We start from the raw sequence: 16,490 nt of genomic DNA on the forward strand, positions 1-16,490 counted from the left end.
GGGTGGTTGGCCCTCGTTCTTGCTCCGAAAAGGAGCAAAAAACCGGGTTTGAAATTTATTTCCGACTGGGTGCAACTTATTCTCAAGAAACTGGTTGCACCTTATTTGCTTTGTTGAATAGCATTCGCGCCCAAGGTGCAACCCGGTCGAAACCCGGGTGCTCCGGCTGATGGCTTTCCTGGGGAAACATCAGTCATAAATGCGCGGGAATCCGGATCGTCTGTCAAACGTATGCGTTTGCGAGCGGTTCACCAGCCGCAGCTACATAAAAACAAAGCCAGGGCGTAACTTAATGAGCGTAAGCAATCCAACCCTGATCACGTTCGTGATCTACATCGCAGCAATGGTGCTGATCGGCTTGATGGCCTATCGCTCCACCAACAACCTTTCCGACTACATTCTGGGCGGTCGTAGCCTGGGCAGCGTCGTGACCGCACTGTCCGCCGGTGCCTCCGACATGAGCGGCTGGTTGTTGATGGGCTTGCCCGGCGCAATCTACATGTCCGGCCTTTCCGAAAGCTGGATCGCCATCGGCCTGATCGTCGGCGCCTACCTGAACTGGCTGTTCGTCGCCGGCCGTCTGCGTGTGCAGACCGAGCACAACGGTGATGCACTGACCCTGCCGGACTACTTCGCCAGCCGTTTCGAAGACAAAAGCGGCCTGCTGCGGATCATCTCCGCGGTCGTGATCCTGGTGTTCTTCACCATCTACTGCGCTTCCGGCATCGTGGCCGGTGCCCGTCTGTTCGAAAGCACCTTCGGCATGTCCTACGAGACTGCGCTGTGGGCCGGTGCTGCGGCGACGATTGCCTACACCTTTATCGGTGGTTTCCTGGCCGTGAGCTGGACCGATACCGTACAAGCCACCCTGATGATCTTCGCGTTGATTCTGACGCCGGTTATCGTGTTGCTGGCCACCGGCGGCGTCGACACCACTTTCCTGGCCATCGAAGCGCAAGATCCAAGCAACTTCGACATGCTCAAGGGCACCACTTTCATCGGCATCATCTCGCTGATGGGCTGGGGTCTGGGCTACTTCGGCCAGCCGCATATCCTGGCGCGTTTCATGGCTGCCGATTCGGTTAAATCGATCGCCAACGCCCGTCGCATTTCCATGACCTGGATGATCCTGTGCCTGGGCGGCACCGTGGCAGTCGGCTTCTTCGGTATCGCCTACTTCTCGGCGCACCCGGACGTGGCTGGCGCAGTCACCGAGAACCACGAGCGTGTGTTCATCGAACTGGCCAAGATCCTGTTCAACCCATGGATCGCGGGTATCCTGCTGTCGGCCATTCTGGCTGCCGTCATGAGCACCCTGAGCTGCCAGTTGCTGGTGTGCTCGAGCGCCCTGACCGAAGACTTCTACAAGACCTTCCTGCGTAAGTCCGCTTCGCAGCTGGAACTGGTGTGGGTCGGCCGTGCCATGGTGTTGTTGGTTGCCCTGGTGGCGATCGCCCTGGCGTCCAACCCGGAAAACCGTGTACTGGGTCTGGTGAGCTACGCCTGGGCCGGTTTCGGTGCCGCATTCGGTCCGGTCGTGCTGATCTCCGTGATCTGGAAAGACATGACCCGCAACGGCGCACTGGCCGGTATCCTGGTCGGCGCGATCACCGTGATCGTCTGGAAACACTTCGAACTGCTGGGCCTGTACGAAATCATCCCTGGTTTCATCTTCGCCAGCCTGGCGATCTACTTCGTCAGCAAAATGGGCACGCCGACTGCCGGCATGTTCCAGCGTTTTGCGGCTGCTGAGGCCGATTATCGCTTGAACAAGTGATCGGGATGAGTGCATGCGCTGACCCGATGACTTGAAAAAAATGGCCCGCGTCCTTTTGGACGCGGGCCATTTTTTTGCATTTTCACTGCAGTGTTCTCCGCGGCTGACCCGCTCAGCCGCGAACCCCTGACTTGCCGGCCGGTAAAAGGTAAACTTCCCGGCCTTCGCAGGAGCAGCCATGAATTATCGTCACGCCTTCCATGCCGGCAATCACGCCGATGTGTTCAAACACCTGACCTTGACCCGCCTCATCGCTCTGATGTCGCGCAAGGAGCAGCCGTTTGCCTATCTCGATACCCACGCCGGCATCGGTCTGTATGACCTTCAGGGTGATCAGGCCAATCGTACCGGTGAGTACCTGGAAGGCATTGCGCGTTTGTGGGATCAGCCGGATCTGCCGATCCTGACCGCTGATTACATGCAGGTGCTGCACGAGATGAACCCGGATGGCCAGTTGCGCTATTACCCGGGGTCGCCGGAGTTGGCGCGGCGCCTGACCCGTCCGCAGGATCGTGTGTTGCTCAACGAGAAGCACCCGGAAGATGGCGTGCTGCTCAAGGACAACATGGCCGGTGATCGCCGGGTCAAGGTTCACCTGGGTGAAGGCTGGCACGTGTCCCGGGCCTTGCTGCCCGTGCCGGAGAAACGTGCGGTGATGTTGATCGATCCGCCGTTCGAGAAGCTCGATGAGATGCAGCGCTGTGCCGCGTCATTGAAGGAAGCGATTGGCCGGATGCGTCAGACCGTGGCGGCAATCTGGTACCCGGTGAAGGATCAGCGCGCGCTGCGCCGCTTCTATCAGGACCTGGCCGGTACCGGTGCGCCGAAGTTGTTGCGGGTGGAGTTGCTGGTGCATCCATTGGATACGCCCAACAGCCTGAACGGTTCCGGGTTGGCGATTGCCAATCCGCCGTGGGGGCTGGAGGAAGAATTGCGTGAGCTGCTGCCGTGGTTGTCCGAGAAGCTTGGGCAGACCCAGGGTGGGTGGCGGATGGACTGGTTGATTGCCGAGAGTTGATCTGTAGGAGCGAGCTTGCTCGCGAAGGTCGTGAACGTTAACGCGTAAAACCGGATGCCCAGCGGCGTCCTTTGGTTTTTCGCGAGCGGGCTCGCTCATACAGTCAGTTGTCAGATCGGGCAGGTCACGCCGGTACCGCCGATGCCGCAGTAGCCTTCCGGATTTTTCGCCAGGTACTGCTGGTGATACGTCTCGGCAAAGTAGACGGTCGGGGCCTGGTCGATTTCGGTGCTGATTTCACCGAGACCGGCCTTGGACAGCTCGGCCTGGTAGGTTTCCTTGCTCTTGAGCGCCGCGTCCAGTTGTTCCGGGCTAGTGGCGTAGATCACCGAACGGTACTGGGTGCCGATGTCATTGCCCTGGCGCATGCCTTGCGTCGGGTTGTGCAGTTCCCAGAACATCGCCAGCAGTCCTTCGTAGCTGACCTTGGCCTTGTCGTACACCACCAACACCACTTCGGCGTGACCGGTCAGGCCCGAGCAGACTTCTTCGTAGGTCGGGTTCGGCGTGAAACCGCCGGCGTAGCCGACCACGGTGCTGACCACTCCTTCACGCTGCCAGAAGCGGCGTTCCGCGCCCCAGAAGCAGCCGAGGCCGAAGATCGCGAAGTCGACATCTTCGAAGAACGGGCCGAGCAAGGGGGTGTCTTTAAACACAAAGTGCTTTTCAGGCAGGGTCATCGCGGTTTCGCGGCCAGGCAGAGCTTGTTCTTTAGTAGGGAGCACGTTTTTGTTCACCAGAATTTCCGAGCGCAGAACCATGATCAGTCCTCTCAGTCAGGTTGGGTTGTAAATAAACAGACTGTCAGTGTGCCCAATACCTGCCCGATACGCACTACCCCTGTAGGGGTGAGCCTGCTCGCGATAGCGGTGTGTCGGTGTCATGGGGGCTGACTGGTCCACCGCTATCGCGAGCAAGCTCGCTCCCACAGGTTTTTTGCCTGCCACAGAGTTTATGTCTGCCACAGGTTCTGTGTCTGTCAGGCGATTGGGCCACGCGGGTAGCGTTTGAGCTTGTCGATCAGCTCGTTGCCCGGGATCGGGCGGTCGAACAGGTAGCCCTGGCCGACGTCGCAGCGGTGGCGGCGCAGAAACGACAACTGCTCGGCGGTTTCGATGCCTTCAGCCACGACCTTGAGTTTCAGGTTGTGGGCCATGGCGATCACCGCGGAGGTGATTTCCATGTCGTCCTGGTTGTCCGGGATTTCGTGGATAAAGCTTCGATCGATCTTGATGATGTCGATGGGGAATTTTTTCAAGTAACTGAGCGACGAGTAACCGGTGCCGAAGTCGTCCATGGCCAGAGTCAGGCCCAGGCGCTTGAGCTGGTCGAGCTGCAAGTGGGTGTCTTCGGTAGCCTCCAGCAGCAGGCCTTCGGTCAGCTCCAGCTCCAGCAAATGCGCCGGCAGGGCTTCTTCCTTGAGGATGTTGGCAATGGAGGCCACCAGGTCCGGGTCGGAAAACTGCTTGGGCGACAGGTTGATCGCCACTTGCAGGTTGCCCAGGCCGGCGGCGGTCAGCGCTTTGCTCATGCGGCAGGCCTGGCGGGCGATCCACTTGCCGATCGGAATGATCAGCCCGGTTTCCTCGGCGACGCTGATGAACTGATCCGGGCGGATCATGCCCTTTTCCGGATGGTCCCAGCGCAGCAGGGCTTCCATCCCCAGCAGGCGACCGCTGCGCAGGCACAGCTTGGGCTGGTAGAACACGTCGAGTTCGTTCTGGGTCAGGGCGCGGCGCAGGTTGTTTTCGACGAACAGCTTGTAGCTGGCCTCGGCGTTCAGCGCTTCGGTGAACACCTGCACCTGATGTTTGCCGTTGGCCTTGGCCTTGTGCAGCGCCAGCCCGGCATTGCGCATCAGGGTTTGCGGGTCACGCCCGTGCAGTGGCGCGCAGGCCAGGCCCACGGAGCCGGTGACACTGATCAACTGGTTGTCGACGAACATCGGTTTGTCGAGGGTCGCCAGCAACTGGTTGGCCACTTGCTGGCCCGTCGTGAGGTCGCTGTTGTCCAGCAACACGGCGAATTCGTTACTGGCGAAGCGTGCCAGGCTGCCGCTCGGGATCAGGCTGTTGCGCAGGCGCCGGGCCAGGCTGATCAGCAGTTTGTCGCCGGTCTGGTGGCCGAGGCTGTCGTTGATCCGCTTGAAGTTGTCGATGTCCACCAGCAACAGGCTGATCGGCGCGTCGCTGTCCCGGGCGAAGCGTTCATCGAGGTTGCGGATGAACGCCGGGCGGTTGCCGAGGTTGGTCAGGTTGTCGGTGTAGGCCAGGCGCTCGATGCGTTGTTGGGCGAGCTTGGTCTGGGTGATGTCTTCGTAGATGCCGATGTAGTGGGTCAGCTCGCGGTTGTCGCCGTAAACCTTGGAGATCGACAATTGGCCCCAGTAGGGTTCGAGGTTTTTCCGGCGGCTCTTGAATTCACCTTGCCAACTGTTGCTCTTGGCCAGCGCCGAAGGTGCATCGAACAGCAGTTCGCTGAGGTTCTCCAGGGCCGGTAGTTCTGACAGGCGCTGACCGTGCACTTCTTCGGTGGAATATTGGGTGATCGCGGTGAAGCTCGGGTTGACGTATTCCACCACGCCATCGCAGTTGACCAGCAAAAAGGCGTTGGCACTTTGTTCGACCGCGCGCTGGAACAGGTGCAGGGCGCTGGTGGCGGTTCGCCGGTTGTGGTTGCTGATGACCTGGGCAAACTGGTCCGCCAGTTCTCCGGCGAACGCGATTTCATCCGACTGCCAGGCGCGGGTTGCCCCGGTTTGCTCCAGGCACAAAACGCCGACCACCTGGCCATCGACGCGGATACTGGCGTCGAGCATTGCGTTGACGTCCCGCGGGCGCAGGCTTTCGGCCATCTCCCGGGTGCGTGGGTCGCGCATGGCGTTATGGGCGTCGATGGCGCGGCCGGTGTGCAGGGCGTCGAGATAATCGGGGAAAAGACTGACGTCGATCGGTTGCGGCAGCAGGTATTCCTGATTCGTGCGGTGATAGGCCGAGATCGGCACCAGCATCGAGCCTTCAAGGTGCCACAGGCTGGCACTGTCGATTTCGTAGATGTCGCAGGCGCTGCGGGTGATCAGCTCGGCGGCTTCGCGCAAGGAGTTGTTGCTGCTGTAGCGTTGACGGGTGAGCAGCAGGATCAGATCCTGCTGGGCTCGCACCCGCTCCAGATGCAGCAGTTGCTCCTGCTGGGTGCGCTGATTGAGTTCCAGGGCGATTTGCAGGCGCGAGTTCTGGGTTTCAAGGTCCATGGCCGGTTGCAACGGGTCATCCTCGAACAGGCCGTCGATGACCAGCAGGTAGCCGCGCAACAGGTGTCGATTGTGTTGTTTGTAGGCTTCGCCCAGCTCCAGCAGAGTCAGGGAGCCAGCGGCGGTGTGCAGGGTATAGCGGATCAGGTAGTGCGGGCTTTCAGTCAGCTGTTGCTGGACTGCGTCGTGCAGTTGATAGCGCGCTAGCGGCTCCATCAGGCTGGCGTAGGGCGAGCCCACCAGCGCACACAGTTCCACGGCTGGCAGGCCGAACTGGCGTTCGCAATTGGGATCGAGAAACAGCAGCGCCCAGCTGGGTTCATTAAGCCGTTCGAAACGCAGCATGCCGAGCCGCGAGGGCACAGGCAACTGCGTCACTACCTCGGCCACCATACGGCTGGCGGCATCGGGCTGGCTTTTCATGGAGGGAAACTCGCTTCGAATATGCTGAACGCGCTGGGCTCTCGCCCTCTTTACTGTTGCCTGCGGCAAGGTTGCATCATTGCGACACCGACTGACAAGAGAGATGAAGGCCAAGTGCTATAAGAATATGTCGGCAGACGACAAGTTTTCTTCAGTCGGTGGCAAAAAGTATTGCCAGTCGCTGAAAAATCGCAGTTTTGCAAGTATTGCCAGTGACTGCGATCTGTTTCCGGGTCAGCGAATCGGGATGCCAATGGACTGCAAATGCTTGCCCTCCCGGTCGTGGAAATTCACCTGAAGCTGCCCGGCATCGACGACCAGGTGTGCAAAATTATCCTGGCTGATCACCTTGCTGGTCAGTTCATGTCGATAGTCGCCTGCGGCGGTGCGGGCCAGGGGGTGATCGAGGACGAATGTGGCGGTCGTGGCATAGGGCAGCATTTTGCTGTTGCACAGCGGTGACGAGACGATGGTGTGGACCTCGAAGTCCGCATCCTCGCTGTGGCTCAGCCGACTGGTCAGCGAGCCGTGGACATCGCCGGAAATGAAGAAGACATTCTTGATGCGGTGTGTGCGAATGGTCTCCAGCAACCGTAGCCGTTGTTCTGGAAAGGCCTGCCAGGCGTCATCATCCGTGCGTTTGCGATCAGGGTAGAACATGACACTGGTGACCACGAATTTGACCCGCGCCGGGCTGTGGATCAGCCAGTCGCACAAGGCTTGTTCCTGGGCTGCGTCGAGAATGCGTCGGTCAGTGGCCGACAGGTTGCGTCGGGTTCGACTGTCGGTAACAAACCATTCGATATCACCTTCAGTAAATTGATACCAGTATTTGTCCAATCGTTTATTGATAAGTCCATCATCGGTTAGTGCATGGGCTGGACTATGGCTGGCCTGATATAACTCATAGGCTCTGATTGCGTTTGCATATAAGTAGTCATCGGACTTGCTCTTGTTGGCGGGCCAGTTGTCCTCTATTTCATGGTCGTCAAGGATCATGTAAGTGGGCAGGCTGGACATTAGGCTGGCGATATTTATCTGCGAAAACGCCACGCGATATTTTTGCAGGATTTCCTTGAGTTCCCGATCAGGAGCAATGATGTTCAAGTCATCGACATAGATTTGGTCACCCGTCATCACCAGCGCACTGACGGGAGGACTGGCTTGCTCCACCAAGCGTGAAATTGAAGCGAAGATTCTGTCGCCCAAGTGAGGGGCGAATGCGATGCCTGCGGTCATGCGCAGGTATCGGCAGGAGCCGACAATGTAGGCTCTTGGCAGGCCGGCCTGGCTGGAGCGGGTACGCAAATGATAAACCTGCCGTGGCCATTGCAGCGGGAGTTCCTTCACCGTGTCGACGGTGTGCGCCGGCCCCGTCGGGCTGAACCACCCGGCCTGATATTCATAGTCGGAGTCGGCGAGCAGGTTGTTTAGTGCAAAGACTTCGCACATGTCATGCTCGGGTTCGAGTTTCGCAAAGTTACCTTTTGACCAGTGATCTTCGCCTTGTCGTCTATAACGAATGCCAGCAAATACCAAAGTGTTTTTGTTGTGTTCACCGCGCAAAAAAATACGCGCGTGATTAGTTGTGGTGTGGCCAATAATCGGGCCGACAGTTGGTTTGAACATATTTGAGTCCATTCGGCTGCTAATGAATTAGTCAGATGGTTGTTTCGGATGTAATAAGTAGTCTTCCAGCTAAGACTAGTTATTTGGCCCGAAAAAATATCTGGCAGAAATGGACTCGAGTTGTGGGCGGTATCAGCCACAAATGTAGGAAGACGTTTTAAGTAATAACTTCAGGCAAAAAAAGCCCCGCCAAATTGGCGGGGTTGAGGTACGAGCGTGGCGCTCGGAAACGTGGAACGCAACAGGCCCTCCGGAGAAGGAGGGCCGGTCGGTGTTACAGGAGCATGGTGCGGATGTCGCCCAGCAGATCGCTCAGACGCTTGGTGAAGCGTGCAGCAGCGGCGCCGTTGATCACACGGTGATCGTAGGACAGCGACAGCGGCAGCATCAGTTTCGGCTGGAAGGCTTTGCCGTCCCAGACTGGCTGGATGGTTGCCTTGGAAACACCGAGGATCGCCACTTCCGGCGCGTTGACGATCGGCGTGAAGCCGGTGCCGCCAATGTGGCCGAGGCTGGAAATGGTGAAGCAGGCACCTTGCATCTCGTCCGACGAGAGTTTCTTGGTCCGGGCTTTTTCAGCCAGGGAAGCAGCCTCGGCGGCCAATTGCAGCAGGCTCTTCTGGTCGACGTTCTTGATGACCGGTACCAGCAGGCCATCCGGGGTGTCGACGGCGAAGCCGATGTTCACGTATTTCTTGCGGATGATCGCTTTGCCGCTTGGCGCCAGCGAGCTGTTGAAGTCCGGCAGTTCCTTGAGCAGGTGCGCGCAGGTCTTGAGCAGCAACGGCAGGATGGTCAGCTTGACGCCGGCCTTCTCTGCAACGGCTTTCTGGGCAACACGGAACGCTTCGAGCTCGGTGATATCCGCCGAGTCGAATTGCGTCACGTGCGGTACGTTCAGCCAGCTGCGATGCAGGTTGGCGGCGCCGACCTGCATCAGGCGGGTCATCGGCACTTCTTCGATTTCACCGAAGCGGCTGAAGTCCACGACCGGAATCGGCGGGATGCCCGCGCCACCGGTTGCGCCAGCAGCAGCGGCCGGTGCTTCCTTGGCCTTCTGCATCATGGCTTTGACGTAAACCTGCACGTCTTCCTTCAGGATGCGACCGTGCGGGCCGCTGGCGCCAACGGCGCTCAGCTCGACGCCGAATTCGCGGGCCAGTTGACGCACGGCAGGGCCGGCGTGAACTTTGGCGCCTGGCTTGGCTGGAGCAGCAACCGGGGCAGCAGCAGGAGCAGCGGCAGCCGGAGCAGCAGCGGCTGGAGCTGGAGCGCTCGGAGCAGCAGCGGCAGGTGCGGTCGCAGCAACAGGTGCAGCAGGAGCGGCGCCTTTGACTTTCAGTTTCAGGATCAGGTCGCCGGTTCCGACTTCGTCGTCGAGCTTGATGGAAACGCTTTCCACCACGCCAGCGGCTGGCGACGGGATTTCCATGCTCGCCTTGTCGGATTCCAGGGTGATCAGCGACTGGTCGGCCACAACGGTGTCGCCGGCCTTGACCAGGACTTCGATGATCTTGGCCTTGCCCGCCGAACCGATGTCCGGAACATGGATGTCCTGAACGCTGTCGGCCACTGGAGCGGCCGGGGCTGCGGCAGCAGCAGGTGCAGCGGCGGGTGCCGGAGCGGCAGCCTGGGCCGGAGCAGCAGCCGGTGCAGCAGCACCCGCCACTTCCAGGTCCAGGATCAGGTCGCCGGTGCCGACTTCGTCGTTGAGCTTGACGCTGATGGCCTTGACCACGCCAGCGGCAGGCGACGGGATTTCCATGCTCGCCTTGTCGGACTCCAGGGTGATCAGCGACTGATCAGCCGCGACGGTGTCGCCGACCTTGACCTGGATCTCGATGATCTGGGCCTTGCCCGACGAACCGATGTCCGGCACGTGCACTTGCTGAACGCTGGCAGCAGCCGGCGCAGCAGGAGCAGGAGCAGGAGCGGCGGCAGGTGCAGCAGCCGGTTTGGCTTCAGCCTTGGCCGCCGGTGCGGCAGCCGCAGGAGCCGCAGCAGCGGCACCTTCGACTTCCAGCTCCAGCAGTTCGTCGCCTTCTTTCAGGCGATCGCCCAGCTTCACTTTCAGGCTCTTGATGATACCGGCCTTCGGCGCAGGCACTTCCATGCTCGCCTTGTCCGACTCAAGTGTCAGGATGCTCTGGTCGGCTTCGATACGGTCGCCGACCTTCACAAACAGTTCAATTACTTCACCTTCACCGCTGCCGATGTCAGGTACGCGAATGAGTTCGCTCACAGAATCTCTCCTCAGCAGTCCAGTGGGTTGCGTTTTTCCGGGTCGATCCCGAACTTGGCGATGGCTTCAGCCACCACTTTAGGTTCGATATCGCCACGGTCAGCCAGTGCTTCCAGGGCTGCCAACACCACGAAATGACGGTCTACTTCGAAGAAATGACGCAGTTTCTTGCGGCTGTCGCTGCGGCCGAAACCGTCGGTGCCCAGGACTTTGAATTCCTTGGACGGTACCCACTGACGGATCTGCTCGGCGAACAGTTTCATGTAGTCGGTAGAGGCAATGACCGGACCTTGACGGCCGTTCAGGCACTCTTCCACATAGCTCAGCTTAGGCTTCTGGCCAGGGTGCAGACGGTTGGTGCGCTCAACGGCCAGGCCGTCGCGACGCAGTTCGTTGAAGCTGGTAACGCTCCACACGTCGGCGCCGACGTTGAACTGTTCACGCAGGATCTTCGCTGCTTCACGGACTTCACGCAGGATGGTGCCGGAGCCCATCAGCTGAACGTGGTGCGCCGCTTCGCGGTTGTCTTCCTCGAGCAGGTACATGCCTTTCTTGATGCCTTCTTCGGCACCGGCCGGCATGGCTGGCTGCTGGTACGACTCGTTCATCACGGTGATGTAGTAGAAGACGTCCTGTTGCTCTTCGGTCATCTTCTTCATGCCGTCCTGAATGATCACCGCCAGCTCGTAGCCGTAGGTTGGATCGTAGGTGCGGCAGTTCGGGATGGTCGCGGCCAGCAGGTGGCTGTGACCGTCTTCGTGTTGCAGGCCTTCACCGTTCAGGGTGGTACGGCCGGCGGTGCCGCCAATCAGGAAGCCACGGGTGCGGCTGTCGCCAGCGGCCCAGGCCAGGTCGCCGATACGCTGGAAGCCGAACATCGAGTAGAAGATGTAGAACGGCAGCATCGGCTGGTTGTGGCTGGAGTACGAAGTACCGGCAGCGATGAAGGAGCTCATGGCGCCCGCTTCGTTGATGCCTTCTTCGAGGATCTGGCCCTTCTGGTCTTCCTTGTAGAACATCACCTGGTCTTTATCGACTGGCTCGTAGAGCTGGCCGACGGAGGAGTAGATGCCCAGCTGACGGAACATGCCTTCCATACCGAAGGTACGGGCTTCGTCCGGGATGATCGGTACGATGCGTGGACCGATTTCCTTGTCCTTGACCAGTTGCGCGAGGATCCGCACGAAGGCCATGGTGGTGGAGATTTCGCGGTCGCCCGAGCCGTCCAGGATCGCCTTGAGGGTTTCCAGTGGCGGGGTCGGGATGTTGAAGCTCTTGGCGCGACGCTGAGGTACGAAGCCGCCCAGTGCGGTACGGCGCTCGCTCAGGTAACGGGCTTCGGCGCTGCCTTCTTCCGGTTTGAAGAATGGCAGGTTTTCCAGTTCATCGTCCTTGACCGGGATGTCGAAGCGGTCGCGGAACAACTTCAGGCTGTCGACGTCGACTTTCTTGGTGTTGTGCGCAGTGTTCTTCGCTTCGCCGGCACCGGTGCCATAACCCTTGATGGTCTTGGCCAGGATGACGGTCGGTTGTTCTTTGTGGTTGACCGCTTCGTGGTACGCCGCGTAGACCTTGTACGGGTCGTGGCCGCCACGGTTGAGTTTCCAGATCTCGTCGTCGGACAGATCTTCGACCATCGCCTTGAGTTCTGGCGTGTTGAAGAAGTGTTCACGTACGAACGCGCCGTCTTTGGCTTTGTAGTTCTGGTACTCGCCGTCGATGACTTCGTCCATGCGGCGTTGCAGGATGCCGTCGACGTCCTTGGCCAGCAGTGGGTCCCAGAAACGGCCCCAGATGACTTTGGTCACGTTCCACTGAGCACCGCGGAACACGCCTTCGAGTTCCTGAATGATCTTGCCGTTGCCGCGAACCGGGCCGTCGAGGCGCTGCAGGTTGCAGTTGATGACGAAGATCAGGTTGTCCAGCTTCTCGCGGCCGGCCAGGGAGATAGCGCCCAGGGATTCCGGCTCGTCGCACTCGCCGTCGCCCAGGAAGCACCAGACTTTCTGTTTGCCTGGCTGGATGAAACCGCGGTGTTCCAGGTACTTCATGAAGCGTGCCTGGTAGATCGCCTGGATCGGGCCCAGACCCATGGATACGGTCGGGAACTGCCAGAAGTCAGGCATCAGCCAAGGGTGCGGGTAGGACGACAGGCCCTGACCGTCGACTTCCTGGCGGAAGTTGTTCATCTGGTCTTCGGTGATGCGGCCTTCCATGAATGCGCGGGCGTAAACGCCTGGCGAGGTGTGGCCCTGGAAGTAGATCAGGTCGCCGCCGTGTTCTTCGGTCGGGGCCTGGAAGAAGTAGTTGAAGCCGATGTCATACAGGGTCGCACTGGAGGCGAAGCTGGAGATGTGACCGCCGAGGTCAGAATCCTTCAGGTTCGTACGCATTACCATGGCCATCGCGTTCCAGCGTACCAGCGAGCGAATGCGGCGTTCCATGAACAGGTCGCCAGGCATGCGTGCTTCGTGGGTTACCGGGATGGTGTTGCGGTAAGGCGTGGTGATGGCGTAAGGCAACTGCGAACCGCTGCGGGTCGCCAGTTCACCCATACGGGTCATCAAATAGTGAGCACGGTCTTCGCCTTCTTTGTCGAGAACCGATTCCAGGGCGTCCAGCCATTCCTGGGTTTCGACGGGATCGAGGTCTTGCATGGCTTGCTCCAGGGCGGAAAGGCTACCAGAATCGGTTGCCTGAGTTAGCGACTGGCCTTGTGGGCAGACGTTATGAATTCTTGGATTGCCGACAGGTTGTTCCGGCGGCGTGTAGTTTTACTACAAATCATCCGGCATTTCAGCCCGTCTAATGTATATACGAGTAGTAAAACTACAGAAGAGCGGCTTGTGGCCCCCGGCTGCGTTGTGAGAATAATCGTTAAGGTTGGTCTTTTTCCAACTACAAAAGGTAAAAGCTTGATGCTGGCTGCCAAAATAAAAGAAATTTCAGCTATTTCTAACTTTTGTTCGACACTCCCTCAGGTAGTGGGTTTTCGAAAACCACTACATGCAGCCCGTTGCACGCCGATCAAGGATAGACCATGAGCCTCCCCTCGCTTGCCGAACTGCCCGCCATTCTCCTGCCGTTTGTCACCCGTGCCGAGCAGTCGTTCCGGGCTGCCGTCGCCGCTCTGGACGATGACCACGGGTTGTCCGCCTGGACGCCGGAACGTTGGGCGCAATTTGCCCGCGTCACCGCCGCCAGCGATTTCGTGATTGAACAGTGTGTTCGTGACCCTTTGATGTTGCTGGGGCTGGTGCAATCCGGCGAACTGGACCGCGGCTTCGCTCCCGGTGAGTTGTGCGGGCAGATCGCGGCCGCCGCGAACGTGGCCGAGACCGATGATCAGCTTGGCCGCGCCTTGCGCCGCCAGCGTGCACGCCATCAGGTGCGGATCATCTGGCGCGACCTGACCCGCCAGGCCGATTTGATCCAGACCTGCCGCGACCTTTCGGACATGGCCGATGCCAGCATCGATCAGGCCTATCAATGGTTGTACGTGCGGCATTGCCAGCAGTTCGGCGTGCCGACCGGGCGGCGCAGCGGCGAGCCGCAGCAGATGGTCATTCTCGGCATGGGCAAGCTCGGTGCCGTGGAGCTGAACCTGTCATCGGACATCGACCTGATTTTTGCCTATCCCGAGGGTGGCGAAACAGTTGGCGTCAAACGCCCGCTGGATAACCAGGAGTTCTTCATCCGTCTGGGCCAGCGGCTGATCAAGGCCCTGGACCCGATGACCGTCGACGGCTTTGTATTTCGCGTCGACATGCGTTTGCGTCCCTACGGTTCGGCGGGCGCGCTGGTGCTGAGCTTCAACGCGCTGGAGCAGTATTACCAGGACCAGGGGCGCGACTGGGAACGCTACGCGATGATCAAGTCGCGGGTGGTGGCCGGGGATCAAGTAGCCGGCGCGCAACTGCAAGAGATGCTGCGGCCATTCGTTTACCGGCGTTACCTCGACTTTTCCGCCATCGAAGCGCTGCGCACCATGAAGCAGCTGATCCAGCAGGAAGTGCGGCACAAGGGCATGGCCGACAACATCAAGCTCGGTTCCGGCGGTATTCGCGAAGTCGAGTTTATTGCCCAGGCGTTCCAGTTGATCCACGGCGGCCGCGATCTGAGCTTGCAGCAGCGCCCACTATTAAAGGTATTGAGCACGCTGGAAGGTCAGGGGTACCTGCCGCCGAACGTGATCAGCGAGCTGCGTGAAGGTTACGAATTCCTGCGTTACACCGAACACGCGATTCAGGCGATTGCCGATCGCCAGACGCAAATGTTGCCCGATGGCGAGCAGGATCAGGCGCGCATTGCCTTTATGCTGGGCTTCGCGAACTGGACGGCGTTCCACGAACAACTGATGTATTGGCGCGGCCGAGTGGCCTGGCACTTCGGGCAGGTGATCGCCGATCCCGATGAAGAACAGGGCGCCGAAAGCGAAGTGGTGGTCGGCGGTGAGTGGTTGCCGCTGTGGGAAGAGGCCCAGGACGATGAGGCCGCCTGCCGTCAACTGGAAGAGGGTGGTTTCAAGGATGCCCCAAAAGCCTTGAAAGCCCTGGCTGGCTTGCGCGGCAGCCCGCAATTGAGGGCGATGCAGCGTCTGGGTCGCGAACGTCTCGATGCTTTTATTCCGCGTTTGCTGGCACAGGCCGTGGAACATGACAATCCGGATCTGGTACTGGAACGGGTGTTGCCGCTGGTCGAAGCCGTGGCCCGTCGTTCCGCGTACCTGGTGCTGTTGACCGAGAACCCCAGTGCGTTGCGGCGTTTGCTGACGCTGTGCGCGGCGAGCCCGTGGATCGCCGAGCAAATCACCCGCTTCCCGCTGCTGCTCGACGAATTGCTCAACGAAGGCCGGCTGTTCAAACCGCCATTGGCGCCAGAGCTGGCGGCAGAGTTGCGCGAGCGCCTGACACGGATTCCCGAGGACGACCTCGAACAGCAAATGGAAGCTCTGCGCCATTTCAAGCTGGCGCACCGCTTGCGAGTGGCCGCCTCGGAAATCGCCGGCAGCCTGCCGCTGATGAAAGTCAGCGATTACCTGACCTGGCTCGCCGAGGCGATCCTGGAGCAAGTGCTGGCACTGGCCTGGCGGCAAACCGTGGCCAAGTACGGCACGCCGCTGCGCACCGATGGCACCTTGTGCGATCCCGGCTTCATCATTGTCGGTTATGGGAAAGTCGGCGGCCTGGAACTCGGGCATGGTTCGGACCTGGACCTGGTGTTCATCCACGATGGCGATCCACAGGCTGAAACCGATGGAGCCAAATCCATCGATGGCGCGCAATTTTTCACCCGATTGGGGCAGCGGATCATTCACTTGCTGACGGCACAGACCAACTCCGGACAGTTGTATGAAGTGGACATGCGTCTGCGACCATCCGGGGCGTCGGGCTTGCTGGTGAGTTCCCTGGGTGCGTTTGCCCGCTATCAGGAAAACGAGGCCTGGACCTGGGAGCATCAGGCATTGGTGCGCGCGCGGGTGTTGGTGGGCAGTCAGGATGTCGGCCAGGCCTTCGAGAAAGTCCGTGCCACGATATTGGGCAAAACACGTGATCTGCCGACCCTGCGCCAGGAAGTCAGCGAGATGCGCGCCAAGATGCGCGATAACCTCGGCAGCAAGAGCACCGCGGCCGGCACCGGGGCAAATGCCTTCGAAGCCACGGCGCCGTTCGATATCAAGCAGGACGCCGGAGGTATCGTCGATATTGAATTTATGGTGCAATACGCGGCCCTGGCGTGGTCCGAAACACACCCGCCATTGCTACGCTGGACGGACAACATCCGCATTCTGGAAGAGCTGGAGCATGAAGGGTTGATGCCCGTCGAAGATGCCAGCCTGTTGCGTGAAGCGTATAAAGCGTACCGTTCCGCCGCCCACCGGCAGGCCTTGCAGAAGGACCCCGGGGTGATTCCGGGCGATCAGTTCGCGGACGAACGGCGGCAGGTCATGCGGATCTGGCGTGAGCTGGGGCTAAGCTGAAACGGGATATTTGATACGCCAATATTCCCTGTAGGAGCGAGCTTGCTCGCGATGGTCGTTAACGATAACGCGGCGAGCCTGACACCCTGAGGGGTTTCAGGTTCATCGTCGGATCGCCGCCCGGAGCAAGCTCGCTTCTACAGTAGACTTGCGTTGTTCTGTAGAATTTTC

General features: G+C 59.7%; 8 protein-coding genes. 3 read left to right on the forward strand and 5 right to left on the reverse strand.

The features are described 5' to 3' along the window. Nucleotides 1-292: 292 nt before the first annotated feature. Together putP and rlmJ are read left to right on the forward strand one after the other, a co-directional pair. Complete coding sequence (gene putP / locus PspS34_RS02145; RefSeq protein ID WP_057712300.1) at nt 293-1,777, forward strand: sodium/proline symporter PutP; 1,485 nt, start codon at nt 293-295, stop codon at nt 1,775-1,777. 178 nt (nt 1,778-1,955) lie between these two features. Further along, the gene (gene rlmJ, locus PspS34_RS02150) at nt 1,956-2,795 is read left to right on the forward strand and encodes a 23S rRNA (adenine(2030)-N(6))-methyltransferase RlmJ (RefSeq protein ID WP_057712298.1); all 840 of its coding nucleotides are present in this window, start codon (nt 1,956-1,958) and stop codon (nt 2,793-2,795) included. 110 nt (nt 2,796-2,905) lie between these two features. Here rlmJ and msrA read toward each other — a convergent pair whose 3' ends face one another. The 5 genes from msrA to aceE form a co-directional block, all read right to left on the reverse strand. Beyond that, nucleotides 2,906-3,556, reverse strand: a complete 651-nt coding sequence (msrA, locus tag PspS34_RS02155; RefSeq protein ID WP_090452759.1) for a peptide-methionine (S)-S-oxide reductase MsrA — start codon at nt 3,554-3,556, stop codon at nt 2,906-2,908. A gap of 218 nt (nt 3,557-3,774) precedes the next feature. Continuing rightward, complete coding sequence (locus PspS34_RS02160; RefSeq protein ID WP_150811923.1) at nt 3,775-6,468, reverse strand: GGDEF and EAL domain-containing protein; 2,694 nt, start codon at nt 6,466-6,468, stop codon at nt 3,775-3,777. A 234-nt stretch (nt 6,469-6,702) separates the two neighbouring features. Beyond that, nucleotides 6,703-8,097 (reverse strand): alkaline phosphatase D family protein, encoded by a 1,395-nt coding sequence (locus PspS34_RS02165; protein WP_154861151.1) that lies wholly within the window; start codon nt 8,095-8,097, stop codon nt 6,703-6,705. Nucleotides 8,098-8,371: 274 nt separating this feature from the next. Continuing rightward, nucleotides 8,372-10,339, reverse strand: a complete 1,968-nt coding sequence (gene aceF / locus PspS34_RS02170; RefSeq protein WP_154861150.1) for a dihydrolipoyllysine-residue acetyltransferase — start codon at nt 10,337-10,339, stop codon at nt 8,372-8,374. Between the two features lie 11 nt (nt 10,340-10,350). Then, nucleotides 10,351-12,996, reverse strand: a complete 2,646-nt coding sequence (gene aceE / locus PspS34_RS02175; protein WP_057712293.1) for a pyruvate dehydrogenase (acetyl-transferring), homodimeric type — start codon at nt 12,994-12,996, stop codon at nt 10,351-10,353. A gap of 383 nt (nt 12,997-13,379) precedes the next feature. Between aceE and glnE the strand changes: the two genes are divergently transcribed. Further along, entirely contained in the window at nt 13,380-16,319 is a 2,940-nt protein-coding gene (glnE, locus tag PspS34_RS02180; RefSeq protein ID WP_154861149.1) for a bifunctional [glutamate--ammonia ligase]-adenylyl-L-tyrosine phosphorylase/[glutamate--ammonia-ligase] adenylyltransferase, read from the forward strand. The last annotated feature ends 171 nt before the right edge of the window (nt 16,320-16,490 follow it).

Origin of the sequence: Pseudomonas sp. S34 (assembly GCF_009866745.1) — a bacterium.
In the GTDB taxonomy this organism is placed as follows: Bacteria; Pseudomonadota; Gammaproteobacteria; order Pseudomonadales; family Pseudomonadaceae; genus Aquipseudomonas; species Aquipseudomonas jessenii.